General features: G+C 67.9%; 24 protein-coding genes. 11 read left to right on the top strand and 13 right to left on the bottom strand.

All coding sequences use genetic code 11. The annotated features are described in order from the left end of the window. Positions 1-112 precede the first annotated feature (112 nt). Positions 113-820 (top strand): PD-(D/E)XK nuclease family protein, encoded by a 708-nt coding sequence (locus FPH17_RS08240; RefSeq protein WP_154879750.1) that lies wholly within the window; start codon positions 113-115, stop codon positions 818-820. Between the two features lie 73 nt (positions 821-893). On the opposite strand, the gene FPH17_RS08235 is transcribed toward FPH17_RS08240, so the two are convergent. Continuing rightward, a complete protein-coding gene (locus FPH17_RS08235; RefSeq protein WP_154879748.1) occupies positions 894-1,388 on the bottom strand; it encodes a hypothetical protein in 495 nt (164 codons plus the stop codon). A gap of 137 nt (positions 1,389-1,525) precedes the next feature. On the opposite strand from FPH17_RS08235, the gene FPH17_RS08230 reads away from it, so the two are divergent. The 3 genes from FPH17_RS08230 to FPH17_RS08220 are packed head-to-tail and all read left to right on the top strand — an operon-like array spanning position 1,526 to position 3,889. After that, positions 1,526-3,055, top strand: a complete 1,530-nt coding sequence (locus FPH17_RS08230) for an acyl-CoA carboxylase subunit beta (protein WP_154879746.1) — start codon at positions 1,526-1,528, stop codon at positions 3,053-3,055. 29 nt (positions 3,056-3,084) lie between these two features. After that, positions 3,085-3,294 carry an acyl-CoA carboxylase subunit epsilon gene (locus tag FPH17_RS08225; RefSeq protein WP_154879744.1) on the top strand — a complete coding sequence of 70 codons (210 nt, stop codon included), beginning with the start codon at positions 3,085-3,087 and terminating at the stop codon, positions 3,292-3,294. A gap of 4 nt (positions 3,295-3,298) precedes the next feature. Next, entirely contained in the window at positions 3,299-3,889 is a 591-nt protein-coding gene (locus FPH17_RS08220; RefSeq protein WP_154879743.1) for a Maf family protein, read from the top strand. Here FPH17_RS08220 and FPH17_RS08215 read toward each other — a convergent pair. Beyond that, positions 3,886-4,407, bottom strand: coding sequence for an ankyrin repeat domain-containing protein (locus FPH17_RS08215; protein WP_154879741.1), 522 nt, complete (start codon positions 4,405-4,407; stop codon positions 3,886-3,888). The two genes, FPH17_RS08220 and FPH17_RS08215, sit on opposite strands and share 4 nt — an antisense overlap. Positions 4,408-4,422: 15 nt before the next feature. Beyond that, positions 4,423-4,950 carry an ankyrin repeat domain-containing protein gene (locus tag FPH17_RS08210; protein WP_154879739.1) on the bottom strand — a complete coding sequence of 176 codons (528 nt, stop codon included), beginning with the start codon at positions 4,948-4,950 and terminating at the stop codon, positions 4,423-4,425. Positions 4,951-5,040: 90 nt separating this feature from the next. On the opposite strand from FPH17_RS08210, the gene FPH17_RS08205 reads away from it, so the two are divergent. Together FPH17_RS08205 and FPH17_RS08200 are read left to right on the top strand one after the other, a co-directional pair. Beyond that, complete coding sequence (locus FPH17_RS08205) at positions 5,041-5,436, top strand: DUF3151 domain-containing protein (RefSeq protein WP_154879737.1); 396 nt, start codon at positions 5,041-5,043, stop codon at positions 5,434-5,436. Between the two features lie 18 nt (positions 5,437-5,454). After that, positions 5,455-6,093: a hypothetical protein gene (locus tag FPH17_RS08200; RefSeq protein ID WP_154879735.1), complete on the top strand. Its 639-nt coding sequence runs from the start codon at positions 5,455-5,457 to the stop codon at positions 6,091-6,093. 26 nt (positions 6,094-6,119) lie between these two features. Here FPH17_RS08200 and FPH17_RS08195 read toward each other — a convergent pair whose 3' ends face one another. Beyond that, entirely contained in the window at positions 6,120-7,271 is a 1,152-nt protein-coding gene (locus FPH17_RS08195; protein WP_095277627.1) for a nuclease-related domain-containing protein, read from the bottom strand. A gap of 90 nt (positions 7,272-7,361) precedes the next feature. Further along, a complete protein-coding gene (locus tag FPH17_RS08190) occupies positions 7,362-8,423 on the bottom strand; it encodes a Cj0069 family protein (protein WP_154879733.1) in 1,062 nt (353 codons plus the stop codon). 280 nt (positions 8,424-8,703) lie between these two features. Here FPH17_RS08190 and FPH17_RS08185 point away from each other — a divergent pair, with 280 nt between their 5' ends. Together FPH17_RS08185 and FPH17_RS08180 are read left to right on the top strand one after the other, a co-directional pair. After that, a complete protein-coding gene (locus FPH17_RS08185) occupies positions 8,704-9,591 on the top strand; it encodes a sulfurtransferase (RefSeq protein WP_154879731.1) in 888 nt (295 codons plus the stop codon). A 115-nt stretch (positions 9,592-9,706) separates the two neighbouring features. Beyond that, positions 9,707-11,485: an acetyl/propionyl/methylcrotonyl-CoA carboxylase subunit alpha gene (locus tag FPH17_RS08180; protein WP_154879729.1), complete on the top strand. Its 1,779-nt coding sequence runs from the start codon at positions 9,707-9,709 to the stop codon at positions 11,483-11,485. A 4-nt stretch (positions 11,486-11,489) separates the two neighbouring features. Here FPH17_RS08180 and FPH17_RS08175 read toward each other — a convergent pair whose 3' ends face one another. Next, positions 11,490-12,383, bottom strand: a complete 894-nt coding sequence (locus FPH17_RS08175; RefSeq protein ID WP_154879727.1) for a chymotrypsin family serine protease — start codon at positions 12,381-12,383, stop codon at positions 11,490-11,492. 55 nt (positions 12,384-12,438) lie between these two features. Between FPH17_RS08175 and FPH17_RS08170 the strand changes: the two genes are divergently transcribed. Further along, on the top strand, positions 12,439-12,927 hold the full coding sequence (locus FPH17_RS08170) for a GNAT family N-acetyltransferase (RefSeq protein WP_154879726.1): 489 nt from the start codon (positions 12,439-12,441) through the stop codon (positions 12,925-12,927). A gap of 44 nt (positions 12,928-12,971) precedes the next feature. Next, complete coding sequence (locus tag FPH17_RS08165; RefSeq protein ID WP_154879724.1) at positions 12,972-14,072, top strand: HNH endonuclease signature motif containing protein; 1,101 nt, start codon at positions 12,972-12,974, stop codon at positions 14,070-14,072. Here the strand turns inward: FPH17_RS08165 and FPH17_RS08160 are convergent. The 5 genes from FPH17_RS08160 to prpD all read right to left on the bottom strand — a co-directional run bounded on the left by FPH17_RS08160 (position 14,069) and on the right by prpD (position 22,121). Then, complete coding sequence (locus FPH17_RS08160; protein ID WP_154879722.1) at positions 14,069-14,866, bottom strand: chymotrypsin family serine protease; 798 nt, start codon at positions 14,864-14,866, stop codon at positions 14,069-14,071. The genes FPH17_RS08165 and FPH17_RS08160 overlap by 4 nt on opposite strands. Before the next feature lie 37 nt (positions 14,867-14,903). After that, positions 14,904-18,332 carry a pyruvate carboxylase gene (locus FPH17_RS08155; RefSeq protein ID WP_244288087.1) on the bottom strand — a complete coding sequence of 1,143 codons (3,429 nt, stop codon included), beginning with the start codon at positions 18,330-18,332 and terminating at the stop codon, positions 14,904-14,906. 184 nt (positions 18,333-18,516) lie between these two features. Beyond that, positions 18,517-19,656, bottom strand: coding sequence for a bifunctional 2-methylcitrate synthase/citrate synthase (locus FPH17_RS08150; RefSeq protein WP_154879718.1), 1,140 nt, complete (start codon positions 19,654-19,656; stop codon positions 18,517-18,519). Between the two features lie 32 nt (positions 19,657-19,688). After that, positions 19,689-20,609, bottom strand: a complete 921-nt coding sequence (gene prpB, locus FPH17_RS08145) for a methylisocitrate lyase (protein ID WP_154879716.1) — start codon at positions 20,607-20,609, stop codon at positions 19,689-19,691. Then, entirely contained in the window at positions 20,610-22,121 is a 1,512-nt protein-coding gene (gene prpD / locus FPH17_RS08140) for a 2-methylcitrate dehydratase PrpD (protein WP_154879714.1), read from the bottom strand. 190 nt (positions 22,122-22,311) lie between these two features. On the opposite strand from prpD, the gene FPH17_RS08135 reads away from it, so the two are divergent. Then, positions 22,312-23,574 carry a short-chain fatty acyl-CoA regulator family protein gene (locus FPH17_RS08135; protein WP_154879712.1) on the top strand — a complete coding sequence of 421 codons (1,263 nt, stop codon included), beginning with the start codon at positions 22,312-22,314 and terminating at the stop codon, positions 23,572-23,574. Positions 23,575-23,577: 3 nt separating this feature from the next. Here FPH17_RS08135 and FPH17_RS08130 read toward each other — a convergent pair whose 3' ends face one another. Then, positions 23,578-24,984 (bottom strand): NAD(P)H-quinone dehydrogenase, encoded by a 1,407-nt coding sequence (locus FPH17_RS08130; protein WP_095536459.1) that lies wholly within the window; start codon positions 24,982-24,984, stop codon positions 23,578-23,580. Positions 24,985-25,045: 61 nt separating this feature from the next. Next, on the bottom strand, positions 25,046-26,230 hold the full coding sequence (locus tag FPH17_RS08125; RefSeq protein ID WP_154879710.1) for an amidohydrolase: 1,185 nt from the start codon (positions 26,228-26,230) through the stop codon (positions 25,046-25,048). Between the last annotated feature and the right edge of the window lie 25 nt (positions 26,231-26,255).

Raw genomic sequence — 26,255 nt, 5'->3', positions numbered from 1 at the left:
CGATGCCATCGCGGCACCCAAGGCACAGGACGCCGACCGCAGTGCGCCGAACGCAGAGCGCTTCGCTACGAGGGCCGAGGCACTCGCCAAGGCGACCGGCATCACCCAACGAATGGGCGTCACCGCCATCGCCCACGCCGAGGACCAGGCCATCCCCGAGCCCACCGCCGACCCTGCCGGCGCGCAGCCAGCGCAGTCCCGCCCGGCCGACGACGCCCTGCCTCGCCACACGCAGATCACCGGCGCCCGCCTGCGCCACTCCCTGGACGAGCGAGTGGCGGCAGCCAGCTTCCCGGCCCGCCAGATCAACAGCGGTCTCTACCGGGACAACGCCGGGACCGACTTCGGCACCGCAGTCCACGATGTGATGGAGCACCTGCCCCAAGGTGGTGAGCTCGAGCAGGTCGCTGCGACCGTCGCCTCGCTCTACGAGCTGCCAGCATCGGCCGTGGAGGATGTGGTGCGCGTCGCTGCCTGCTTCGCCGAATCCACCCCGTACACGCGCAGCCTCGAGGCTGACGCCAAGGCGCAGCGGGAGCTGCCGGTTATCGGCACAGTCGACGGCACCGCGGTCAACGGCTACATCGACCTGCTCTACCGTGACACCAGCAGCGATACCGCCGGGTGGATCATCGCCGACTGGAAGACCGACGTCACCGCACGCGCAGAGACGGTGACCAGCTACTTCCTGCAGCTCGACATCTACGCCACCCTCCTCGAGGAAGCGCTTGGCGAACCGGTCACTCGCCTTGAACTGATCTTCGCCGGAGTTAAAGAACCGCAGGTGGTGGTGCATGAGCGTGGCGTCGATAAGCGATAAGCCCTAACGCGACAAAGCGGGTGCCTCGAATAACTCGAGGCACCCGCTCAGTGTTTGGGTGAGCCAGAAGTGATTAGAATTTCGGCAGGCCCGGGATGTTCGGCAGCAGGCCAGCCTGGTACGCGCCAGCAATCAGCGCGAGGACCAGCGCCAGGCCACCGGCGACACCGGCAGCGATCTTCTGCTCCTTGGAGGAGCCCTCGGCTGCATCGCCCTGGTCGCCCGCCTTGTCCTCAGCCCACCAGTTTTCCTTGGTCAGCTTGGCGATGGTGGTGTTGTCGATGTACTTGCCACGCACCGGATCCTCGCCCTCGGCAGCTGCGAGGATGTCCTCGGAACCAGCGCCCTTGAAGAAGAACGGCACGAGCTGGTTGGTGTGGTCGCCGGAGTTGTACTTGTGCTCCGGTGCAGCCTGACTTTCGCCGGCCAGCGGAGAGAAGCCCGGGACGTCATTGGCGCCGGTGAGGTAGCCGGTCTCGTGGTCAGCGGTGACGATCAGCAGGGTCTCGTCCCAGGTGGGGTTGACCCCCGTGCCATAGATAGGAACACCCCCAGATTTCGGCTTCACAACGCCTGGGTAAAGCTTTTGCAAAACATGTATAGGTTGACACAGCATTCGCAGAGAAACGCTCATGCCCGACCGGACGATACAACGTGTGGTTTTATCTTTGGTGCATAACAGATAGGGGCATAGACTGAGGGCTTATGGGCGACAAGACTGCAAAACCCGATTTGAAGACCACCGCGGGCCGCATCCAGGACCTGCGCAACCGCCTGGACGAGGCGCGCACGCCGGCCGCTGATCGCGCGGAGGCGCCGACCGAGGGCGCGATGACGGCTCGCGCGCGCGTGGAGGCGCTGCTCGACGACGGTTCGTTCGTGGAAACCGACGCGCTCGCGCGCCACCGCGTCGAGGCGTACAAGATGGATCGTACGAAGCCCGCCACCGATGGCGTCATCACGGGCTATGGGCTTATCGACGGTCGCCGGGTCTGCATCTTCAGCCAGGATCCCGACATCTTCGACGGGGCCATCGGCGAGGTCTACGCCGAGAAAATGCTCAAACTCTTTGATCTGGCAACCAAGACCGGCGTACCGGTCATCGGCATCTACGACTCGGTCGGTCCGCGCTGGCAAGAAGGCATAGTCACCGCCCACATGCAGGCCAAACTGCTGCGCGCCGCCACCCACGCCTCTGGTCTCGTGCCGCAGATCGCGGTGGTGGCCGGCGAGGTCGCCACCCTCGCGGCGACCACAGTGCCGCTTGCCGACGTCACCGTGATGGTCGAAGGCGCGAGCCTCCACCTGTCCGACACCGACATTGTCAGCCAGGTCTCCGGCACCGCGACGACCGCCGACGCGCTCGGCGGTGCGGCCGTGCACGCCGCGACCACCGGCCTTGCGCACGTCACCGCCGCGGACATGGCGGGCGCACTCGATGCGGTGCAGCGCATCGTGGGCTACCTGCCGCTGAACAACCAGGCCGCCTCCCCGCTCGGCGCGGACGCGGAGCGCGCTGCCACAGGTGGCGCAGAGACCGACCTGGACACCATCATCCCAGACGACGACGCGCAGCCCTACGAGGTCGCCGAGATCGTCGCCGCGGTCACCGACGGCGACTTCTACGAGCTCAGCGCCGACTACGCCGGCAACGTCCTCACCGGGTTCGCCCACGTCCACGGCCGCGCCGTCGGCGTCGTGGCCACGCAGCCGAGCGTCCTGGCTGGCTGCCTCACCGCGGCCGGCGCCCGCAAGGCCGCCCGCTTCATCCGCACCTGCGACGCGTTCAACCTGCCGATCGTGCAGTTCGTGGACTCCCCCGGCTTCGTCCCCTCCGTCGAGGAGGAGCGCGCCGGCGCCTCCGCGGCCGCGGCCGCCCTCGCGTTCGCGTTCGCCGAGGCCCAGGTGGGCACCATCACCGTCATCACCCGCAAGGCGCTGGGCACCTCGTACGCCGTCCTCGGCTCCAAGGGTCTGGGCGCGGACCTCGTGTTCGCATGGCCCACCGCGCAGATCGCGCTTGCCGACGCCCCCACCGCCGCCTCCCACCTCGGCGTCGGCGCCGAGCAGTACGCCGAGGAGAACCTCAACCCGTACGTGGCCACCGAGCGCGGACTCGTCGACGCGGTCATCCCACCGTCGGCAACCCGCCACCACGTCCTGGAGGGCCTGCGCCTGCTGGAGCGCAAGGTGGCCTACCCGGCGCAGAAGAAGCACGGCAACATCCCGCTGTAACCATCTCCGCCACGAAAAAGGAGCACCCCATGACCGCAACACCCCTGTTCACGGTGACCAAGGGCAACCCCACCGAGGACGAGCTCGCCGCGCTCACCGCCGTCCTCACGGACCTGCAGGCCGCCGCGAAGGCGAAGCAGCAGCCCGCGGACCAAAACCGCTGGGGCAACCCCGCGCTGGCCAACCACGCGGAGCAGCTGTTCAACCCGCACGCCTTCGCCAACATCACCTACTTTTAACCCCATGCGCCTCGTTCTCGCCTCCCAGTCCCCATCGCGCCGCATGCTGCTTGAGCAGGGTGGCGTCACCCCCGTGTTGCGGCCCGCCCACGTCGACGAGGACGCGATCATCGCCGAGCTCGGTGAGGCGGAGCCGCGTGTGATCGTCGAAAAGCTTGCGCACGCGAAGGCCGCGACCGTGGCGGGCGACTTCCCCAACGACGTAGTCGTCGGCTGCGACTCAATGCTGCTGCTAGACGGCCAACTGCTGGGCAAACCCCACACCCCAGAGCGCACCATCGCGCGGTGGAAAGCCCAACGCGGCAAGGAAGCCCACCTGCTGACCGGCCACGCCGTCGCGCACCAGGGCGAATGGGTCGTGGACACGATCGCCACCGCAATCCGCTTCGGGGACGTCTCCGACGCAGACATCGAGGCCTACGCCGCCTCCGGCCAGCCACTCAAATGCGCCGGCGCGTTCACGCTCGAGGCGCTTGGCAGCTGGTTCATCGACTCCATCGACGGCGACCCCACCAGCGTCATCGGCCTGTCCATGCCGCTTTTGCGCCGCTGCCTCTACCGCTTCGGGCTCAACGCCTCCGACTTCTGGGACTAGTACCCGCGGGCAGAAAGGAACTCGTCGAGCACGGCGAGGCCTTCGGGGTTCGCGTCCACGCACATGCGTAGCCAACCACCGATCGTGTTTTTCGGGTTGCGCACGCTCGACGGCAGGCTCAGGTCGAGCTCCTCGGCGCCGAACAGCGCCTCGTAGACGGGGCGGCGCTGTGCATCATCCATCCCCATGTCAATGGCCAGCTTGATGGGCACGTCCCCGCTACGGTTACGGAAATTCACGTCCGCGCCGCCGTCGATAAGCCTTTGCACCAGCGCAGCGTCGCCTGCGCCCAGCTCTTCGTGCGAGCACACCAGGGCCAGTGTGTTCTGGCCAGTGTCGACCCGCGCAGCGTCAGCGCCACGGCCCAACATGTCGTTGCTGATCTTCGCGCGCGCCTCCGGGTCACCGTTGGTCAGTGCCGCGAATAGCATGTCGGTCACGTCGTTTTCTTCCGCGTCGAAGACCTCGCAGAACTCCTCGTAGGTGCCATTCCCGGCAACATAGAGCGGGCTTGCCATGGGGGCCTCCTTCACTCACTCGCCACGGGCCTGGAGGAACTCGTCGAGCACATCCAGCTTGCCGGGACGCCCATCCACGTTCATACGCAGCCAGCCGCCGACGGTGTTGATCGGATTGCGCACACTCGACGGCAGACTCAGGTCGAGCTCGCCCGTCCCAAACAGCGCCTCGTAGACTTCGCGGCGCTGCTCGTCATCAGCTACACGCACCGTGATCGCCAACCGTATCGGCAGGTCCCCGCTACGGTTGCGGAAGTTGACGTCCGCACCTCCGTCGATGAGCCTTTGCACCAGCGCAGCGTCGCCGTCCCCGAGGTCGCGATGCCGACCAAGCAGGATCGTCAGCGCGTTCTGCCCGTATTCCTCGCGCGACGCGTCCGCACCACGGTCCAACATGTCGTTGCTGATCTTCGCGCGCGCCTCCGGGTCACCGTTGGTCAGTGCCGCGAATAGCATGTCGGTCACGTCGTTTTCTTCCGCGTCGAAGACCTCGCAGAACTCTTCGTACGTTCCCGTCTTTGCAACATACAGCGGGCTTGCCATGCGGGTCTCCTTCGTGTCAGTTGCGTACTACTGTAAGGCAACTGGTGCGCGCTGGCACGTTGAAAAGCCCGAACTGCTAGCCTGGCCGGCATGGAAATCAACGACATGCTCGCTCCCCCGCCTCTGCACCTGCCCGACGACCCGGCCAAGGGCAAGGACCCGCTCGCCCGCGAGACCGCGCTCGCGCACCCGGACTCGCCTGCAGTGTGGGCCGCCCGCGCCGCCGAGGAGCTCGACGGCGGCGACGAGCTTGTCGCCTACGCGTACGCGCGCACCGGCTACCACCGCTCGCTCGACCGCCTGCGCGCCAACGGGTGGAAGGGCTGGGGCCCGGTCCCGGCCTCGCACGAGGCGAACGTGCCGGTGCTGAAGGCTATCGCCATGCTCGCGCTCGTCTCCAAGGCGATTGGCGACGACGCCGAGTACGACCGCTGCCGCCAGATGCTTTCCGACGCCGACCCGGCAAGCGTCGATACCCTGCTCTAATCCGCGCGAGGAGCCACGATGACACGCCCCGCGCCAATCGTCGCACTCGCAGCGCTGCTCGCGCTCGCAGCATGCGACGGCGACGAGCCAGCCCCCGCCCCCAGCACCGTCACCGAAACGCAGACCGTGTCTGACAGCCCCGCCGAACAACCCGTCGCGCAATCCGACGCCCCCGCGCCGTCGTGCGGCACCCCTCCCAACGACCCCCGCGAGGCCTACCCCGCCGGCTCCGCCCCTGGCCGCATGCCGGCAGACGACGGCAGCGACTTCAACTACTGGATCGAGGACATCGACAACGCCTACGACCCGTGCGCGCCGCTGAGCTGGATCGTCTTCCGCGGCTCGCTTGGCGACGAGCACCGCCCCGCCGGCACCGGCGCCTCCATCGCCGACGGTCTCGCCCTCTACGTCAACGGCGCGCCCGCCCAGGACATGGCGGCGGTGGACAAGATCGAGTCCGTCACCCTCACCCCCGACGGCGGCGTGGACCTGGCCTGGGGCGAGCGCACCGGCGCCACCGCCGAGGGCATCACCGCGCACTACACGGTGCATTTGCGCAACGACGGCGGCGCGGTCGTCCCCGTCTCTGGCAACATCGACGAGTTCAACAGGTGGTGGAACTACCCGGTCCACTATCTGCTCGGCACCTACGGCTAACGGCACCTAACTGTGCCTAGCGGCGCCTAGCTCTGCGGGTACCACTCGGTGCCCGGGGAGTTCGCCGCCACCGAGCTCATCGGGATCGGCTCGCGCAGGCGGCCGGCGTTGTGGAGCTCCGTGACGACGCGCGGCACGTCCTCCGCAGGAACGGCGATGATGGGGATCTGGCCATCCTCGTGCTGCTCAATCCTGCCGCCCCGCACGGTGCCGCCGACCACGGCAAGGATGATCATGGCGACGTCGCCGCGGTTGAGGCGCGATGCCTCGAAGCGCGTCGTCCTGGCCGCCTTCTCGCGGTACTGGCTGCCCGCGTGGTTCGGGCCTGCGGTGAACTGGCCGTTCTCATCCAGGCTGAGCTCGCCGGTCCAGTGCTTCGTGTCCACCATGATCACGCCCGCCGCGGTGGACAGGACGTGGTCCGCGTTGGCGGTCACCGCGCTCTTGCGGGACAGCTCGCCGAGCATGCCGATCACGCCCATCGCGAGGCCGAACTTACGGGTCTCCGGCGTCGTGCCGTAGAACATCTCGGACGTTGCGTCGTCGAAGCCGTCGACGGCCTTGGCCAGCCCGGAGCGGGAGTCGGTGCGGATCGTCACGTCGTGGGCAACCTCGATGGAGTCCGGCAGCTGCTGCTCGAGCATCTCACCGATCCGTTCCTCCGCCAGGTAACCGCGGGAGACGCGCTGCAGCGGCTCCGGCAGCCCGGTTTCCTCCGGGCGGCCCTGGCGCGCCAGCCCGACGAGGCGCTCGACCTCGGCGCGGCGTTTCTCATTGACCTGCTTCTCCAGGCCCTTGTTCACATACGCCTTGTTTTCCTTATCCTTGTTGATGCGGCGGTCCATGGAGCGGAAACCGCTCAGGCCCAGGTAGACCAGTGCGAGCACGCCCGCGAACATCATGATGCCGCCGAGGCCCTTGTTGAAGAGGGAGACGATGATGCCCAGGACAAACAGGACCGGGAATAGGACGATGGCGATAAGCCGTCTCTGGGTGCGCTTCCGCGCCTTCTTTGCACGGTCGTCGTTTTCGCCCAGCCCGTACTTTTCGGCGTGCTCGCGCATCGCGAAGGTCACGGCGTAGCCGTCGACCTCGCTTTCCAAGTACTTGTCCACCTCGGACGCAAAGTCGGCCCATCCGCCTTGGCCGGGGCGGGTCTTCCCGTACACAGTTGCCATTCGCTACGTCTTCCTTCCGGTTGAGCCTCACTGATTAATAAGGCCAATTGCATTAAAGCATTACCTTTTCTGCAATGTACCGGAAACGCGTCAGGCGAACTTCGCCTCCACGCGGCCAATGGCTTCCTTGGCCACCAGCTCCTGGATGCCCATGTCCAGCTCGGAGGTGAAGCCGACGCAGGAGCAGTTGATTTCGCCGAGGACGTAGGTGTCCTGGCCGGTCTCGTCGTCGTCGGCAAGCATGAAGTCCGCGGTCCAGATCAGCGGAATGTTGTCGCCGCCGAGCTTCTCCGCTATCACCGGGCGGGCCGCGGCGAACATGTCCACCAGCTCCTGCCACTCCTCCGGCTTCTGGTAGGTGTACGTCGCGCCCGAGAACAGGGTCGCGGAGAACGCATCGCCGCCCGCCGCCGGCTTCTTGTGCACCACGAAGACGGGATGCGGGCCGACGAGCAGGATGCGGATCTCGCCCTCGGTGATGCGCGGCATGAAGCGCATGTCCACGAGCATGCCGTTGTCGCCGATGATGTACTGGTCGCAGAAGTCCATGAACTCGCCCAGCTCGCGCTCCTCGGTGTGGTTGTCCACCGCCTCGGTGCACTTGAGCTTGGTGTCCAGCGGCAGGGCGGTGCCGGGCTCGAGCGCCTCGACCTGCGCCTTATCAGCCAGGCGGACGCGCCAGATGCCGGAGCCGGTGGAGCCGCGGTTCTGCTTGAGCACGCGCTCGCCGTAGGACAGGGAGGTCGGGAAGGTGTCGTGGAAAGAAGCGACGTCGTAGTAGGCGGCCGTGTCGGCGGGCACGAGGTCGGTCTGGTTGAGCTTGACTAGCGCGTCCTTCGCCCCGTACGCCATCATTTCGGCCGGGGTGGACATGCCGACCAGGCCGGCGTCGGCAAGCTTGGTCAGCAGCTCGAAGTACCCCTTCTCCCCGCCCGGGATGTTGCCGGGGTTGACGCGGGAGATGTAGGCGTCGAAGTGCTCGGTGACGTACTCGAACAGCTTTTCCGACCACTCGGGGCGGTAGAAGACGACCTCGGCGTGCCAGCCGGCCGCCTTGATCGCGTCGACGATGGGCATGGTGTCTTTCCGGTGGCCGTTGAACTGCTTGTCAGATCCGCCCTCGACCTCGAAGACGACGATTGCTTTGTGCACGGGATGCCCTTTCTGTAGGCCTGGTTGGCAAGAGTCTCGGTGGCAGGCGCTGCCGAGCAGGTGTTACACACGGAATTTTAAGGCCAGCGCTGCGGTTCCACCGCGCGAGCGCGCTCGAGGTGTGCAACCTCACAACGGGCGGGATGCGCGCAGCGCAGCGACCAGTTCAAACGGGCGTCCAATCCGCCGTTTTGCTCCGGCGGTGCGCGGCACGCGGTAGGGTGAGCGGTGAAAACGAGGAGAAGAAGCGTCGATAAGCATGCACCGAAGGGGAACCACCATGAGCATTGAGCTCGACGACAACCCGAAATTCAAGGACTTCGCGCACCCCGAGAAGTTCGTCTCCGCTGCGTGGCTCTCCGCGCGCCTGGGCAAGCCGGGGCTGCGCGTCGTGGAGAGCGACGAGGACGCTTACCTCTACGACATCGGGCACATCCCGGGCGCGGTGCGCATTGACTGGCACCGCGACCTCAACGACCCGGTCACGCGCGATTTCATCGACGGAGAGGCGTTTGCCAAGCTGATGAGCGAGCGCGGCATTACCCGCGACGACACGATCGTGGTCTACGGCGACAAGTCCAACTGGTGGGCCGCCTACACCGCCTGGGTCTTCGAGCTGTTCGGCCACCCGGACGTGCGCCTGCTCGACGGCGGCCGCGACGCCTGGATGGGCGAGGAGCGCGACACCTCCTTCGCCGTGCCGGAGTTCCCGGCCTCCGACTACCCCGTGGTCGAGCGCAACGACGCGCCGTACCGCACCTTCGCCGCCGATTTGCTCGCGGAGACGCCCGCGCAGCTTATCGACGCCCGCCCGGCCGACCAATACGACGGCACCGCCGAGGACCCGACCGCGGACCGCGCCCCTGGCAAGTCCCCGAGCACGCTACGCCACGGCCACATCCCGGGCGCGGTCAACGTGACGTGGGGCCGCTCCCTGTTCCCGAACGCCCTGTTCAAGGACCTGCCGAACATCGCCGCGATCTACGAGGACTTCGACCCGAAGGCCCTCACCGTGGTCTACTGCCAGCTCGGCGAGAGCAGCGCGCACACCTGGTACGTGCTCAACCACATCCTCGGCTTTGAAAACATCTCGCTGTACGACGGCTCCTGGGCCGAGTGGGGCAACATGGTGCGCGTGCCGGTGGAGCAGGGCTCCGGCGCCTCCTAGAATCTTGCGCTCGGGCGCGGAACTTCCGCCCCGCGACCTCCGGGTTGTAACATTGGGCACCGAAAACCGATATAGTTTGGCAACACTAATCGATTGCGAGAAAGACGGGATTTTCGTGCGTACTGAACCGAGCACCAGCCAGAACCCAGTCACCAAAGTCCTGGTGGCCAACCGCGGCGAAATCGCCGTGCGCGTGATCCGCGCCGCGAAAGACGCGGGCATCGCCTCCGTCGCCGTGTACGCCGACCCGGACCGGGACGCGCCGTTCGCAGCGCTTGCCGACGAAGCCTTCTCCCTCGGCGGCGCCACCGCCGCAGAGTCCTACCTGGACATGGACAAGATCCTCGACGCCGCCGCGAAGGCCGGCGCGGACGCCATCCACCCCGGCTACGGCTTCCTGTCCGAGAACGCTGAGTTTGCCCGCCGCGTGATCGACGCCGGGCTGACCTGGATCGGCCCGTCGCCGGAGTCCATCGCCGCGCTGGGTGACAAAGTCACCGCCCGCCACATCGCCGAGGCGGCCAACGCCCCCATGGCGCCGGGCACCAAGGACCCGGTCGCCGACGCGGACGAAGTCGTAGCGTTCGCGGACCAGCACGGGCTGCCGGTGGCCATCAAGGCGGCGTTCGGCGGCGGCGGCCGCGGCATGAAGGTGGCGTACACCCGCGAGGAGATCCCGGAACTGTTCGAGTCCGCCACCCGCGAGGCGACGGCCGCGTTCGGCCGCGGCGAGTGCTTCGTCGAGCGCTACCTGGACAAAGCCCGCCACGTGGAGGCCCAGGTGCTGGCGGACATGCACGGCAACGTCGTCGTGATGGGCACGCGCGACTGCTCACTGCAGCGCCGCTTTCAGAAGCTCGTGGAGGAGGCGCCCGCGCCATTCCTCACCGACGAGCAGCGCGAGCGCATCCACGCCTCTGCCAAGGCCATCTGCCGCGAGGCGGGCTACTACGGCGCCGGCACCGTGGAGTACCTCGTCGGCTCCGACGGGCTGATCTCGTTCCTGGAGGTCAACACGCGCCTGCAGGTGGAGCACCCGGTCACCGAGGCCACCACCGGCGTGGACCTGGTGCGCGAGCAGTTCCGCATCGCGCGTGGCGAGCAGCTGCGCTTCACCGAGGACCCGACCCCGCGCGGCCACGCCTTCGAGTTCCGCATCAACGGCGAGGACGCCACGGCCAACTTCATGCCCGCCCCGGGCACGGTCACCGAGTACGTCGAGCCGGCCGGCCCGGGCGTGCGCGTCGACTCCGGCGTGCGCGCGGGTTCCGTCATCGGCGGGCAGTTCGACTCCATGCTGGCCAAGCTCATCGTCTACGGCGAGGACCGCACCGAGGCGCTGCAGCGCGCCCGCCGCGCCCTCGACGAGTATGTGGTCACCGGCTTCCCCACCGTCATCCCCTTCCACAAAGCGATTGTGAACGACCCCGCGTTCGTGGGCACCGAGGACTCCTTCGACGTGTACACGCGCTGGATTGAGGAGGAGTGGGTCAACGAGCTCACCAGCGACGACAACACCGACGACGCCGACGCTACAGACGACGCCGAGACGCGCACGTTCGCCGTCGAGGTCAACGGCCGCCGCATCGAAGTCGCGCTCCCCGCCTCCCTCGTTTTCGGCGGCGCCCAGCGCAAGAAGCCGAAGAAGCGCCGCTCCGGCGGGTCCAAGGCGGCCGTCTCCGGCGACGCCGTGGCCTCCCCGATGCAGGGCACCGTGATCAAGCTCAACGTCGCCGAGGGAGACGCCGTGGAGGAGGGGGACGTCCTCCTGGTCCTCGAGGCCATGAAGATGGAGAACCCGGTCAAGGCCCACAAGGCCGGCACCGTCACCGGCCTCGCCGCCGAGGAAGGCGCCCAGGTGAACAAGGCCGCCGTGCTGATGGAGCTGAAGTAGCGGCCTACCCGAGGATCCCCTCGCCCTTCCACTCCACCACGGTCTGCAGGATCTGCCCGATGACCGGCGCGGATGCCGCGAGCACGCCGACGACGATGATCGCGATCACCGGCAGCGTGCCCTCTTCCAAACCGGTGCTGCCCTCGATGCGCTTGGCGGAGCCCGCGGCGGCGCCGCTGAGCGCGTCGTCAGGCAGCTCCGCCTTGTGCGCCGTCGGCTGCTGCACGCTGTAGTACTTCGAGATCAGCGCGATCTCGTCGGCCGACTCGACCGGCCCGCCGTTCTTCGCCGCCGACGCGCGCGACAGCTGGTGCTCCCCCTCGCTCTTCGACTCAATCACGCTCACCCCCGAGTACACGCCGAGGAACCCGCGCCCGGGCGCCCACACCGGCCCGCCCGAATCGCCGTGCTGCCCCGTCTCGCCGTCGAAGTACACGTTATTGTTCACGCTCCCCGCGTACTTCCCGCAGATCACGCGCCGCGAGGCCGCGCCATAGGTGCACACTTGCTGCCCCGGACGCATCTCGCTTATCGACGCCACCTCGTCCCCACTCCTCCCATTCCCAGCAAGGCGCACCCCGTCGTCCCAGCGGATCGCCGCCCAGTCGTTGCCCGTGACGCTGTCGCCCCAGCGCGAGGAGGGGTACAGGGTGCCGATTTCTGGGGTGAGCGTGCCGTCGACAAGCTTGACCCTCACCCTGTCCCCCGAAAGGCCGCAGTGCGCGGAAGTGTAGCTGATGTGCTCGGCGTGGTCGTTGAACGCGACGGCGCAGCTGGAACTGTCGGCGACGACGATCTGCGCGCCCTGCGCCACCGCGGTCGCCGCGTGCGCGGGCGGGGCCACGGCGGCGGTGGCGGCGATCGTGGCGGTGAGGGCGACGGCGACTCGGTTACGCATACGGCAGATCCTACAACCAGCAGCGTCCCTGCTCCGAGTTGCTATCGTGGGGCGCATGACATTTGAATTCCGACGCGCCGTCGAAGCCGATCGCACCTACCTCCAGCGCTTGAACTACCTCACCGAGGTGTTCGGCGACGAGGACGCGCCGATGCACGAGCAGCACCGCGACAGCATCGTCTCCGGCGTCGACGACTACGTCTACGGCTGGGACCCGGATTCCGACGGCGGCATCATCGCCACCGACGAATTCCACACCCCCGCCGGCGGCCTCTGGTTCCGCTACTGGGACGACCCGTCCAAGGGCCACGCCAACCTCGGCCCCGACATCCCCGAGCTGGCCATCGCGATCGAGGGCCGCTTCGCCGGGCAGCGCCTCGGCGCGCTCCTCCTCGAGCAGGCCGTGCAGCTGGGGCGCGAGCAGGGCGCCGAGCGCCTCGCCCTCTGGGTCGACCCGGACAACCCGCGGGCGCGCCACCGCTACGAGCAGTTCGGCTTTGACGACGTCAAGGGCCTCGACAACGTCATGGCCCTCGACCTCTAGAGTTCCGGTTGCGGGGTCCGTGCGCGTGGGTTAGCGTCGTGCGCATGGGGGAAGCACAACTGAAGGCCTTTTTCGCCTTCAAATCCGGGGGTATCGCGGCGCTCGAGCACGTCTACGACGCCGGCTACTCCGCCGACGCGCTGACCGGCCTCGGCGCGGCCGACGACTACGCCGAGACGCTGTGCCAGCTGGCGTCGAAATTTTTCGCGCCCACCACGCACTCCCGCTATCAACAGCGCGCCCGCGACGCCGCGCGGCGCAACAGCCACTGCGTCGAAACGCTCGACATGATCGTGCGCACGGGCCGCGCCATCGCCGACCCCACCGACCGTTGGGACTACACCGAGCAGCTCTGCGCCACCCGCGGCGACACCGCGACGCTGACCAAGCGCGCCGCCACGCTGCGCAAGAAGTTCCTCGCGCCCCGCGTTCCCAAGGACGGCGCCACCATCCGGCGCAGCACGGCGCACGACAAAATCAGCGTCACGTTCACGGCGTCATCAAACGCGATGCAGGACGTCATCACCACCCTGGAGACGCGCGACGAGCACGGCGCGACGATCGACGCGATCGATTGGCTGGTGAACAACCGCTCGCTGTCCCAGGCCCCGGCGGCCGTCCACCTCATTGTCACCGACGACCAGATCGACCACATCCTCGCCGGCACCGACGACCAGCCGGGCATCGAGCCGGTCGTGGTGACCAACACCGGGATCCGCATGACTACCAGCCAGGTGCTCGACCGGCACATCCTCCCCGACGGCTACATCACCCTCGCCTCCGGGCGCCTCGGCCCCATTAACACGCACCGCATGCGCCTGGCCTCGCCAGTACAGCGGCTCGCGCTCGAGGCGGATTCCCCGACCTGCTGCTGGCCCGACTGCAACACGCCAATCAGCGGGTGCCAGGCCCACCACCTCACCGAATACATCCAGGGCGGCGAGACCACCCCGGCGAACATGTGCTGGCTCTGCCCGCACCACAACGCCGTCAACGGCCAGCCGGGCCGCGGCCGCATGACCCGCATCGACGGCCGCATCGCCTGGGTCGGGCCGAACAACAGCCCACCCAAGTTCACCGGCCGGAGCTACACCCCGCACCGCGCCCCCGTCGGCGGCCCCGCCCAAGGCCGACCACCCGACTAGCCGTTGAAGATCAGGGATAGGACGGCGAGGAGCAGCTGCAACGCGCCGCTGAACACCGCGCGCAGCCAGGAATCACTGCTGCCCGCCGGCTCGGGCGGCGGCGGTTTCGGCGCGCCCGCCTGCGCGTCGTCGCTGAAGTAGCTGACGAACGCGTCGATGATCGCGTCACGGATCGGCCCGCCGTCGGCCGTCGTTGCGCCGAGCGTGAACGTTTTCGTGCGCCCCGTCAGGTTGTCGCGCCCGTCGAGCGACGCCGAGTGCACGCCGACGAAGCCGCGGCCCGGGATCCACATCGGCCCGCCGGAGTCGCCCGGGGCGCCGGGCTCGACGTCCACGAGGAACGAGTTGCCCACCCGCGCGTAGTAGGTGCCGCAGGTCGCGGCGCCGGTGGCCCAGCCGTAGTAGCAGACGGTTTCGCCGCGCCGAATGTCGTCCAGCGGGACCTGCGCGTCGCCGGTGTACTCGTTCGGCCCGAGCTCGACGCCCGCGTCCCACCGGATGCGGGCCCAGTCGTTGGTCGTCTCCTCGCTGCGCGGCGAGGTGTCGAGGGTGCCGATTGCGGGGGACCACGTGCCGTCGTCAAGCACTTTGCGCACCCTGTCGCCGCTGGTGCCGCAGTGCGCGGCGGTGAAGCTTTCGCGCTCGCCGTTGAAGCCGACGGTGCACTCGGAGCCATTCACGACGACAGCGTCCCCCTGCCCCACCGTCACCGCCCCCGCCGCGGGCGCAGCCAGGAAAAGGGCCGCAGCCGCTGTCGCGACGCTGCGGCCCATCGGCACGGGAAGCATTCTCACCTGAGCAATTGTACCCAACTGCTCAGGTGGGCAAAACTTACTTTTCGGAGATGACAACCACCAGGTCGCCGCCCTCAACCTTGGTCGGCTGCGAGAACGCGAGACGCTCGATCGTGCCGTCCTGGGTGGCGGAGATGCCGGCCTCCATCTTCATGGCCTCGATGGTGGCGACCTGGTCGCCGGCCTTGACCTCGTCGCCGACCTTGGCGGTGATGTTCACCACGCCCGCGAACGGTGCGGCGACGTGGCCCGGGTTCGAGGCGTCCGCCTTCTCGGCCTCCGCGACCGTCGACTCGGCGTGCTCGTCGCGCACCAGCATCGGGCGGACCTGGCCGTTGACGGTGAGGATGACCTGGCGCATACCCTTCTCGTCCGGCTCGCCGACGGCGTCCAGGCGCACGGACAGCGGCGGGCGCTGCTCGTCGATCTCGCCGTACCAGATCATGGTCTCCTCGCCCTCGACGAGGCCGTAGAAGAAGGTGCGGTCCGACAACTGGTCGGTCACGCCGTAGGTGCGGCGGTGCTCCTGGAACTCGGCGTACTGCTTCGGGAACAGCAGTTTGTCCAGGGCCGCGCGGCGGGCGTCGTGGTCGTCGGTCGCCAGGTCGCCCTCGAGCTCAGCCGGGACCTCGACGGTGTGGTCGACGGGGCTGCGGTCGGCCAGGGCGGCGTCGCGAAGCAGCGGCCAGCCGCCCGGGGGCGTACCGAGCTCGCCCTGCAGGAAGCCGATGACGGACTCCGGGATGTCGTACTTGCGCGGGTTCTCCGCGAAGTCCTTCGGGTCCACGCCCGCGCCCACGAGGTGCAGCGCGAGGTCGCCGACGACCTTGGAGGACGGGGTGACCTTGGTCGGGCGGCCCAGGATCTCGTTGACCGCGGCGTAGTAGTCCTCGATGAGCTCGAAGCGGTCGCCCAGGCCCAGCGCGTTCGCCTGCGTGCGCAGGTTGGACAGCTGGCCGCCCGGGATCTCGTGCTTGTACACGCGGCCGGTCGGGCCGGGGATGCCGGACTCGAACGGGGCGTAGACCTGGCGCACGGCCTCCCAGTACGGCTCCATGTCGGAGACGGCCTGCAGGGAGATGCCGGTGTCGCGCTCCGTGTTGGCAAACGCGGCGACGAGCGCGGACATCGACGGCTGCGAGGTCGTGCCGGCCAGCGGCGCGGACGCCACGTCGACGACGTCGGCGCCGGCGTTGGCGGCTGCGAGGTAGGTGGCCAGCTGGCCGCCCGCGGTGTCGTGGGTGTGCACGTGGACCGGCAGGTCGAAGCGCTCGCGCAGCGCGGAGACCAGCTTCGCGGCGGCGGCCGGGCGCATGAGGCCCGCCATGTCCTTGATGGCCAGGACGTGGGCGCCGGCGTCGACAATCTGCTCCGCGAGGCGCAGGTAGTAGTCCAGCGTGTAGAGGTCCTCGTTCGGGTCCATGAGGTTGCCCGAGTACGCCATCGCGACCTCGGCGACGGTGGTGTTGGTCTCCAGGACCGCCTCGATCGCCGGGCGCATCTGGGAGACGTCGTTGAGCGCGTCAAAGATGCGGAAGATGTCGATACCGGAGGTGGCCGCCTCCTGCACGAACGCCTTGGTCACCGAGTCCGGGTACGGGGTGTAGCCGACCGTATTGCGGCCGCGCAGCAGCATCTGGATGTTCACGTTCGGCATCGCCTCACGCAGCTCATCCAGGCGCATCCACGGCGACTCGTGCAGGAAGCGCATGCCCACGTCGTAGGTCGCGCCGCCCCACGCCTCCACAGAGGTCAGCTCCGGGGTGAGGTGGCCGACGTGCTTCGCGGCCGCGACGAGCGTGTTCGTACGGATGCGGGTGGCCAGGAGGGACTGGTGCGCGTCGCGGAACGTCGTCTCGGTGACGCCGAGCGCGGTCTGGTTACGCAGCTTCTCCGCCCACTTCTTCGGGCCGAGCTCGAGCAGCTCGTCGCGGGAGCCGCGCGGCGTGTCGGAGTACTCGGTGGTGGGCAGCTTTTTCGACGGCCGGATCGTGGTCGGTCGCGGACCGTTCGGCTTATTCACCGTGACGTTGGCCAGGTAGTCGAGGATGCGGCCGGCGTCGTCAGCTGCCGGCGGGGCCTCGAGCAGGAACGGGTGCGCGGCGATGTAGCCGGTGTTGATGCGCTCGTGCTGGAAGTCGTCCTGGGAGAGCAGCACGCGCAGGAAGCCGATGTTGGTGGAGACGCCGTTGACGGTGAACTCGTTGAGCGCGCGCAGGGCGCGGTCCACGGCGACCTGGAAATTGCGGCCGCGGCAGGTCATCTTGACCAGCAGGGAGTCGAAGTTCGGGGTGATCTCGGTACCGACGGACACGCTGCCGTCCAGGCGGACGCCGGCGCCGCCCGGCGAGCGGTAGCCGGTGACGGTGCCGGAGTCGGGGCGGAAGCCGTTGTTCGGGTCCTCGGTGGTGATGCGGCACTGCAGGGCGGCACCGTTGACCTCGATGAGGTCCTGCTCCAGGTGGACGTCCTCCAGCTTGGCGCCGGCGGCGATGTACATCTGGTTCTTCACAATGTCCACGCCCGTGACCTCCTCGGTCACGGTGTGCTCGACCTGCACGCGCGGGTTCATCTCGATGAAGACGTGGTTGCCCTTTTCGTCCACGAGGAACTCGACCGTGCCGGCGCCCTCGTAGTTGATCTCCTTGCAGAACTTCACCGCGTCCTCGCAGATGCGCTGGCGCTGCTCCTCGGTGATGTGCTGCGCAGGCGCGATCTCTACGACCTTCTGGTGGCGGCGCTGCAGGGAGCAGTCGCGCTCGTAGAGGTGGACCACGTTGCCGTAGGAGTCCGCCATGACCTGGACCTCGATGTGCTGCGGGTTGATCACGGCGCGCTCGACGTAGACGTTCGGGTCGCCGAAGGCGGCCTCCGCCTCGCGCGACGCCTCGGCGGCGAGTGCCTCCAGGTCTTCCGGCTTTTCCACGAAGCGCATGCCGCGCCCGCCGCCGCCCGCGACGGCCTTGATGAAGACGGGGAACTCGAATTCCTTCGCGTACTCGGCAAGCTGCGCGACGTCCGAGGACGGCTCGGAGTCCTTCAGCGTGGGCAGCCCGGCGCGCTCGGCGGCCTGGACGGCGGCGGACTTGTCGCCGGTCAGGTCCAGGGTGTCCGCGGACGGGCCGATGAACTTAATGCCGTTGGCGTCGCAGGCACGGGCCAGGTCGGCGCGCTCGGAGAGGAAGCCGTAGCCCGGGTAGATCGCGTCCGCGCCGGTTTCCTTGGCGGCGCGGATGATCTCGTCAATGTCCAGGTACGCCTTGACGGGCTGGCCCTCGGTGCCGATCTGCACGGCCTCGTTTGCAAAGGGGCGGTGGAAGGAGTTGCGGTCCTCCCTCGGGTAGACCGCCACGGTTTTCGCACCGGTCTCAAACGCTGCGCGGAACGCGCGCACCGCGATCTCGCCGCGGTTGGCAACGAGGATCTTCTTGAAGGCGGGGAGGTCATTAAGTGGGAGTTGTTCCACGAGAACTTTGTCCTTTCGCTGTGTGCAAGGCACGGTTCGCATATCGAACGGAGCACCTCGACTCTACCGCGTCCGACGACGCCAGATGTACATTTTATGAACTCATTTGGGGTGGGTAGCGCGCGCAACAGCCCGCCGAGCGCGTGGTGTGCGACGGGGCGGGCTGGCGTCGATAAGCAAATTGCTAGAGGTGGCGCTCCTCCGGGCCGTTGTAGGCGGACAGCGGGCGAATGAGCGAGTTGTTCTCGTACTGCTCGATGATGTGGGCGATCCAGCCGGTGATGCGGGCCATGACGAACAGCGGGGTGAAAAACTCGATGTCAAAGCCCAGGATGTAGTAGGCCGGGCCCGACGGGAAATCCAGGTTGGGCTTGATGTGGATGGAGGTGTTCTCGTACATCGTTGTTTCCATGATGTCGTAGATGTCCACCCACTTCTGGGAGTCCTTCTCCGGGTGCTCGGAGGCGAGCTTCTTAAACGCGGCCTCCATCGTGGGCACGCGCGAGTCGCCCTTCTTGTACACGCGGTGGCCGAAGCCCATGACGAGCTCCTTGTTTTTCAGCTTGTTCAGCGTCCAAGCCTCCGCGTTGTCCGGCGAGCCGACCTCGACCATGTTGTGCATGACAAACTCGTTTGCGCCGCCGTGCAGCGGCCCCTTGAGCGCGCCGATCGCCGCGGTGATGGCGGACCACGCGTCGGACTGCGTGGAGGTCACCGTGCGGGCGGTGAAGGTGGAGGCATTGAAGGAGTGCTCGGCGTAGAGGATGAGCGACTTCTCAAAGGCCTCGATGTCGGACTTGATGGTGGCCGGGGAGCCTTCCTCGTCGCCGAAGACCATCCAGAGGAAGTTCTCGGCAAAGCTCTTGTCGTGCGACGGCGCGAGGTAGTCCTTGCCCTGGCGGCGGCGGATGTCGGTGGCCACGACGGTCGGCAGCTTGGCCAGCAGCTGGGTGCCGATCTTGCGGATGTGGTCCGCGTCCGGCGTGAACTTGTGCTCGTCGCGGGTGCCCAGGAAGGACACGGCGGTGCGCAGCACGTCCATCGGGTGGCAGTCCTTGGGCAGGAAGTTGATGACCTGGATGAGGTCCTCGTCGATGTCGCGGTTGGCCATGCAGCCGTTGCGGAACTCCTCGCGGCCCTGCTCGTCCGGCAGCTCGCCGTGCCACAGCAGGTACGCGACTTCCTCGAAGCTGCAGTTCTCGGCGAGCTCCTGCACGGGGTAGCCCTGGTACAGCAGCGAGTTGGTCTCCGGGTTGACTTTGGAGATGGCCGTGTAGTCGGCGACGACGCCGGCGAGGCCCTTGCGAATTTCCTGATCAGACATGATGTGCTCCTTTGGGGGGATGGGGATGGGGTCTACTCGAACGTGGACGAGTAGCTGTCCTTCGAGTAGGTGAAGACGGACTGGTCGAACTGGTTGTATTCGTCGTAGCGGACGAGCTCGTAGAGGCGCGAGCGGTGCTGCATCTTGTCCAGCCACGGCGTTTGGATGCCGGTGTCGGCGATGTCGCGCAGCATCGCCTCGGTCTGACCCATGGCGATGCGGAACGTGGTCACCGGCCAGATCACCGCGTTGTAGCCGAGGTTTTCCAGCGTGCCGGCGGACAGCAGCTCGGTCTTGCCAAACTCCGTCATGTTGGCCAACAGCGGGGTATCCACGGCTTCGCGGAACTTGGCAAAGTCTTCCTCCGAGTACAGCGCCTCGGTGAAGATGAGGTCCGCGCCCGCGTCGGCGTACGCCTTCGCGCGCTCGATGGCCTCGTCGATGCCTTCGATGCCGGCGGCGTCGGTGCGCGCGCAGATGACAAAATTGTCGTCCTGCCGCTCGCGCACCGCCGCGGTGATGCGGCGCACCATGAGGTCGCGGGGCACGACCTCCTTGCCGTCGAGGTGGCCGCAGCGCTTCGGGTTCACCTGGTCTTCCAGGTGGAGCGCCGCCAGCCCGGCCGCCTCGAATTCGGCGACGGTGCGGGCCGCGGACATGGGCTCACCGAAGCCGGTGTCGGCGTCGATAAGCACTGGCAGGTTCGTGGCGCGGGCAATCTGGCCGCCGCGGTTGGCCACCTCGGACAGGGTGGTCAGGCCGATGTCGGGCAAGCCCAGGTCGTTGGCCACCACGGCGCCGGAGACGTAGACGCCTTCGAAGGCGCCGATGTCTTCGATGAGCCGCGCCGTGAGCGGGTTGAACGCGCCCGGCAGCTTGGTGATGGTCTCCGCGGTGAGCGAGTCGCGCAGTGCTTGCCTGCGCTCGCGCGGGGTTTTCTCTGGTGCAAACATTTAGAAGATGCCTCCTGGGATCTCGGGGGCGCTCGCCTTCGCGTCGTCGTTGACCGCGATGTTGAGCGCGGACAGGTCGGTGAGGTGTTCCAGGTCCTGCACCGCGGCGAGGAAGCGGTCCTGCTCCTCCGGGGCGACGATGCCCTCGGCGAGGGTGCGGAATTTCTGAATGTAGTTGTCGCGCTCGAAGGGGCGGGCGCCGAACGGGTGGGCGTCGGCGACAGCCATCTCGTCCTCGATGGCGGTGCCGTCGGCGAAGGTGATCACGGCGCGCGCGCCGAAGGCCTTCTCGTTCGGGTCCTGCGAGTGGTAGCGGCGGGTCCACTCCTTGTCCTCCACCGTGGAGATCTTGTGCCACAGGGCGACGGTCTCGGGGCGGCCGGCGCGCTCCGGGGTGTAGGAGTTGACGTGGTGCCAGGTGCCGTCCTCGAGGGCGACGGCGAACATGTACATGATGGAGTGGTCGAGGGTTTCGCGGGATGCGGTGGGGTCCATCTTCTGCGGGTCGTTCGCGCCGGTACCGATGACGTAGTGGGTGTGGTGCGAGGTGTGCAGGACGATGGATTCGATGTCGGCGGTGGACTTGCCGGCGTCCGCGATGGTCTGCTTCATGCGGCGCGCCAGGTCGATCGGCGCCTGCGCCTGGTACTCGGCGGAGTGCTCCTTGGTGTAGGTCTCCAGGATGGCGCGCTTGGCCTCGCCGTCGGCTGGCAGCGGGACGGTGTAGGTGCGCTCCGGGGAGTGCAGCATCCAGGCGATAAAGCCGTCCTCGCCCTCCCAGATCGGGGCCGGGGCGCCCTCGCCGCGCATGGTGCGGTCGACGGCCTCGATGCCCATCTTGCCGGCGAACGCCGGGGCGGACGCCTTCCACGAGGAGATCAGGCCCTTGCGGGACTGGCGGGTGGCGGTGGTGGTGTGCAGCGCCTGGCCGACGGCCTGGTAGATGGTGTCCACGTCCAGGTCCAGCATGGTGCCGATACCCGCCGCCACCGAGGGCCCGAGGTGCGCGACGTGGTCGATCTTCCACTCGTGCAGGCAGATGCCCTTGACCAGGTTGACCTGGATCTCGTAGCCGGTGGCGATACCGCGGATAAGCGCCTTGCCGTCGAGCCCCTTGTGCTGGGCGACGGCCAGGATCGGCGGGATGTTGTCGCCCGGGTGCGAGTATTCGGCGGCGAGGAAGGTGTCGTGGAAGTCCAGCTCGCGCACGGCCGTGCCGTTGGCAAACGCGGCCCACTCGGCGGAGTAGGCGCCGTCCGCGCCGAAAACCTGCGCGCCGCCCTCGGCGACCGGGTGCGCCAGCGCCATCTCGCGCGCCGTGGCGACGGGGCGGCGGCCGTAGGATGCGACGGCGACGGACGCGTTGTCGATGATGCGGTTGATAATCATCTCGCGCGTGTCTGCCGGCACCTCGACCGGGTCGGCGGCGACTTTGGCCACCTTGTAGGCAAGGTGTTCCTCGATGGGGAAATCCTCGGCGGACTTCCTGGTGCGGACTTCGTGGTTGATCATTCGGTGTGCAACTCCTCGGCTGGTGTGGGGGGCGAGTGGGCGTCGATAAGCGACTTAGTGCACCTCATAGTAAGCGGGCGAATGTGTCGCACGACATATTTTGCTGTGTGAAAAGGAGTGTCACGGGTGCGCGGTTTTTGTAAACTTTGTAAAACCACAGTTCAACGCACCGAAGCGGCGGGGAGGCCCAATGACCAAGCATTACGCGGGGGCAAGAATCCACACGCTGCGCGCCAACGAGGGGCTCACGCAGGTGGACATGGCGCGCAAGCTCGGCATCTCCACCAGCTACCTCAACCAGCTGGAAAACGACCAGCGGCCCCTCACCGTCACCGTCCTTCTGCAGCTCACGCAGGTCTTTGGGCTGGACGCGACGTTCTTCTCCCCCGACGCCGAGCAGCGCGTCGCCGGCGAACTCGCGGAGCTACTGCCCGGCGCGCCCGAGTCGGAGCTCGCGGAGATCGCGCTGCGCTACCCCGCCGTCGCGCAGGGCATCAAAGACCTTCCCGGGATGCTCGCCGGCGCCGCCAGCAACCCGCACATCGTCGTGCGCGACTTCTTCCAGCAGCACAACAACTACTTCCACGACCTGGACACGGCCGCCGAGGACTTCGCCACCCCGCTCCACGCGCGCCAGCTGCGGCTCACCCGCATCGCCGCCGTGCTGGACCGCGACTTCGGCTACACCGTCCGCTTCAACCAGTACACCGGCGGCGAGCGCTCGGCCGCCAGCGCCGACGCCCGCGAGATCCGCCTGCGCACCGGCCTTTCCGAGGCCCAGCAGTGCTTCGAGCTGTCGTACCACTACGCGCGCATCGCGCACGGGCAGCTTCTCGACGCCCACGCCTCCCCCATCGCCAATCCCCGCGCCCGCCAACTCGCGCGCCACGGCCTGGCGCAGTACTTCGCCGCTGCCGCCACGATGCCGTATTCGCTCATCCTGGAGGCGGCGGAGGAAACCCGCTACGACGTGGACGTGATCTCCGCGCGCTTCGGCACCGGTTTTGAGCCCACCTGCCAGCGGCTGGGCACCCTGCAGCGGCCCGGCGCGACCGCCATCCCCTTCGTGTTCATCCGCACCGACCGGGCTGGCAACATCTCGAAGCGGCAGTCCACCACCTCGTTCCACTTCTCCCAGCGCGGTGGGACCTGCCCGCTGTGGGTGGTACACCGGGCGTTTGAGACCTCCAACCGCGTCACCCGGCAGGTCTCCGTCATGCCCGACGGGCGGACGTACATGTGGGTGGCGCGGATGGTGCAGGGCCCGGCGGTGGAGTTTGGGAAACCGCGCAAGGAAAACGCCGTGGCGCTGGGGTGCGACGCCGCCCACGCGGACCGGATGGTCTACGCGGACGGGCTCGACCTGTCGCCGGACTCCGCCACCCCGATCGGGCCGGGGTGCGAGACGTGCCCGCGGCGCGCCTGCCCGCAGCGGGCGTTCCCGGCGCTGTGACGTTTAGTCCAGGTCGGACTTCTTCACCAGGCGGCGCGCCGCCTCCGTCACGGAGCCGGACAGCGACGGGTAGACCGCCATGGAGTTGGCCAGCTGCGCGACGGTGAGGTTGTTGGCCACCGCGATGGTCAGCGAGTGGATGAGCTCGGAGGCGGTCGGGGCGACGATCACGCCGCCGATGACCTGGCCGGAGCCCTTGCGGGCGAAGATCTTGACAAAGCCGTGCTGCAGGGAGCGCATCTTGGCGCGCGCGTTGGTGGCCAGGGGCAGCTTGTACACCTCGGCGGCCACCTCCCCGTCCTTGATCTGCTGCTCGGTCACGCCCACCGCGGCGATCTCGGGGCGGGTGAACACGGCGTTGCCCACGGTCTTGATGCGCAGGGGGGTCACGCCCTCGCCGAGCGCGTGGTCCACGGCGATGCGGCCCTGCTGCGCAGCCACGGATGCCAGCGGCATGAGGTCGGAGCAGTCGCCTGCAGCGTAGATGCCGGAGACGTTGGTGCGGGAGACGCGGTCGACGTGGATGTGGCCCGACGGGGTGGTCTCCACGCCGGCGGCCTCCAGGTTCAGGTCCGCGGTGTTGGGGATGGAGCCGATGGACATCATCACGTGCGAGCCTTCGATGGCGCGCCCGTCGGTGGTGTGGACGACCACGCCGTCGCCGGTGTTTTCCACGCGCTCGACGCGCGCGTCCTTCTCCAGCTGCACGCCGAGGTTGCCCAGGACGGTCTCGAGCACGTCTGCGGCATCCGCATCGTCGTGCGGCAGGATGCGGTTACGCGACGCCACCATGGTCACCTTCACGCCCAGCTCGGCGAAGGCGGAGACGAACTCCGCGCCGGTGACGCCGGAGCCGACGACGATGAGGTGGGTGGGCATCTCGATCAGGTCGTACATCTGGCGCCAGTTGAGGATGCGCTCCCCGTCCGGCTCGGCGCCCTTGAGCACGCGCGGGCTCGCGCCGGTGCAGACGAGCACCATGTCGCAGTCGATGTGCTCGGTGGTGCCGTCGGCGCACTCGACTTCGAGGCTGTGCGTGGTGTGGCCGTGCTGTTCGTCGGTGAAGCGCGCGCGGCCGTCGATAAAGCGCACGCCCACGCGGTCCAGCTGGGCGCGAATGTCGCGCGACTGCTCAGCGGCCAGCGCCACCACGCGATTGTTCAGCGCGCTCAGCGCCAGGTGCGCCTCGCCCAGGCCGTGGTTGAGCCCCATGTCGTCGGCGCGACGCAAGTCCGTCTTAATGTTGGCGCCCGCAATGAAGCTTTTCGACGGCACCACGTCCTTCCGGATCGCCGATCCGCCAGCCCCCTGGTCCTCCACCACGATGATCTCCGCGCCGTAGTTCGACGCGACCAGCGCGGCCTCGTACCCTGCCGGACCTCCACCAACAATGACGATCTTCTTCGACACCGAGTTTCTCTCCCCTTTTATTTGCGAGCGGAATTTTTCGTGCGCCAGTGTACAGGCCCGCCTAAGGCTTCGATGCGTTGAAGTACTGCTCCACCACGGAGCCGAAGAAGCGCACGCCGACAGCGATGGCGCGCTCGTCAATGTTCAGGTTGCCCTGGTGCAGGTCGTACTGCTCCCCGCTCCCGCTCCACGCGCCGAGGCGGACCATCGCGCCGGGGACGTGCTCGAGGTACCAGGAGAAGTCCTCCCCGCCCGAGGACTGCGGGGCAGTGACGATCCCGTGCGGGTCCACGGCGCGGCCGGCGGCGGCCGCGAGGGCGGTGGCGGCGTCGTCGTTCAGCACCGGCGGCACGCCGCGCACGTAGTCCAGGTGGTAGGTGCAGCCGGTCGGCGCGACGACCAGGTCGATCAGGTCCGTGAGCAAGTCCTCCAGCCCGCGCCAGGTGGTGATGTCCGCGGTGCGGATCGTCCCGTCCAGCACGCCGACCTTTGGGATCGCGTTCGGGGCGTCGCCGGCCTCCACGTGGCCGAACACCAGCACGGTGCCGGTGCGCGGGTCCACGCGGCGCGACAGCAGCGCCGGCAGCTGCGTCACCAGCGCGCCGAGGGCGTAGACCACGTCCGTGGTCAGCTGCGGGCGCGAGGTGTGGCCGCCCGGCCCCTCCACCCGCACGCTCAGCACGTCTGAGGCAGACGTGATCGCCCCGGCGCGCACGCCGACCTGCCCCACCCGCAGCTTCGGCTCGGTGTGCAGCGCGTAAATCGTGCTCACGCCTTCGAGCGCGCCCCATTTGATCACGTCGAGCGCGCCGCCGCCCATGACCTCTTCGGCCGGTTGGAAGATGACGCGTACGCCGTTGGGCAAGGGGGCTTTGGCAAGCGCACATGCGAGCGCCAGCGCAACGGTGGTGTGGACATCGTGGCCGCACGCGTGGGAGACCCCCGGCTCAGTGGAGGCGAACGAGAGGCCGGTCTGCTCGGTGACCTTCAGGGCATCAATGTCTGCGCGGAATGCGAGGCGCTCCCCGCCCTCCGGCCCGATGTCCACGTACAGCCCGGTGCCCGGGAACGGGACGGGCTGCAGCCCGTGCGCCACGAGGACGTCGTGGATGAACCTGGTCGTCTGGACCTCTTCGTTGGAAAGCTCGGGGTGGGAGTGCAGATGTCGGCGCCACTCGATGACCTCGTCGTGGTGCTGCGTGACCCATGTGTCCACGGCTGCCGCGATTGATGCCGTGTCTGCCATTGTCCCTCCGGCTCTCTCGATGTGG

It is taken from the genome of Corynebacterium gottingense, assembly GCF_007559235.1.
GTDB classification, from domain to species: Bacteria; Actinomycetota; Actinomycetes; order Mycobacteriales; family Mycobacteriaceae; genus Corynebacterium; species Corynebacterium gottingense.
This window is presented reverse-complemented; position numbering and strand designations above follow the sequence as displayed.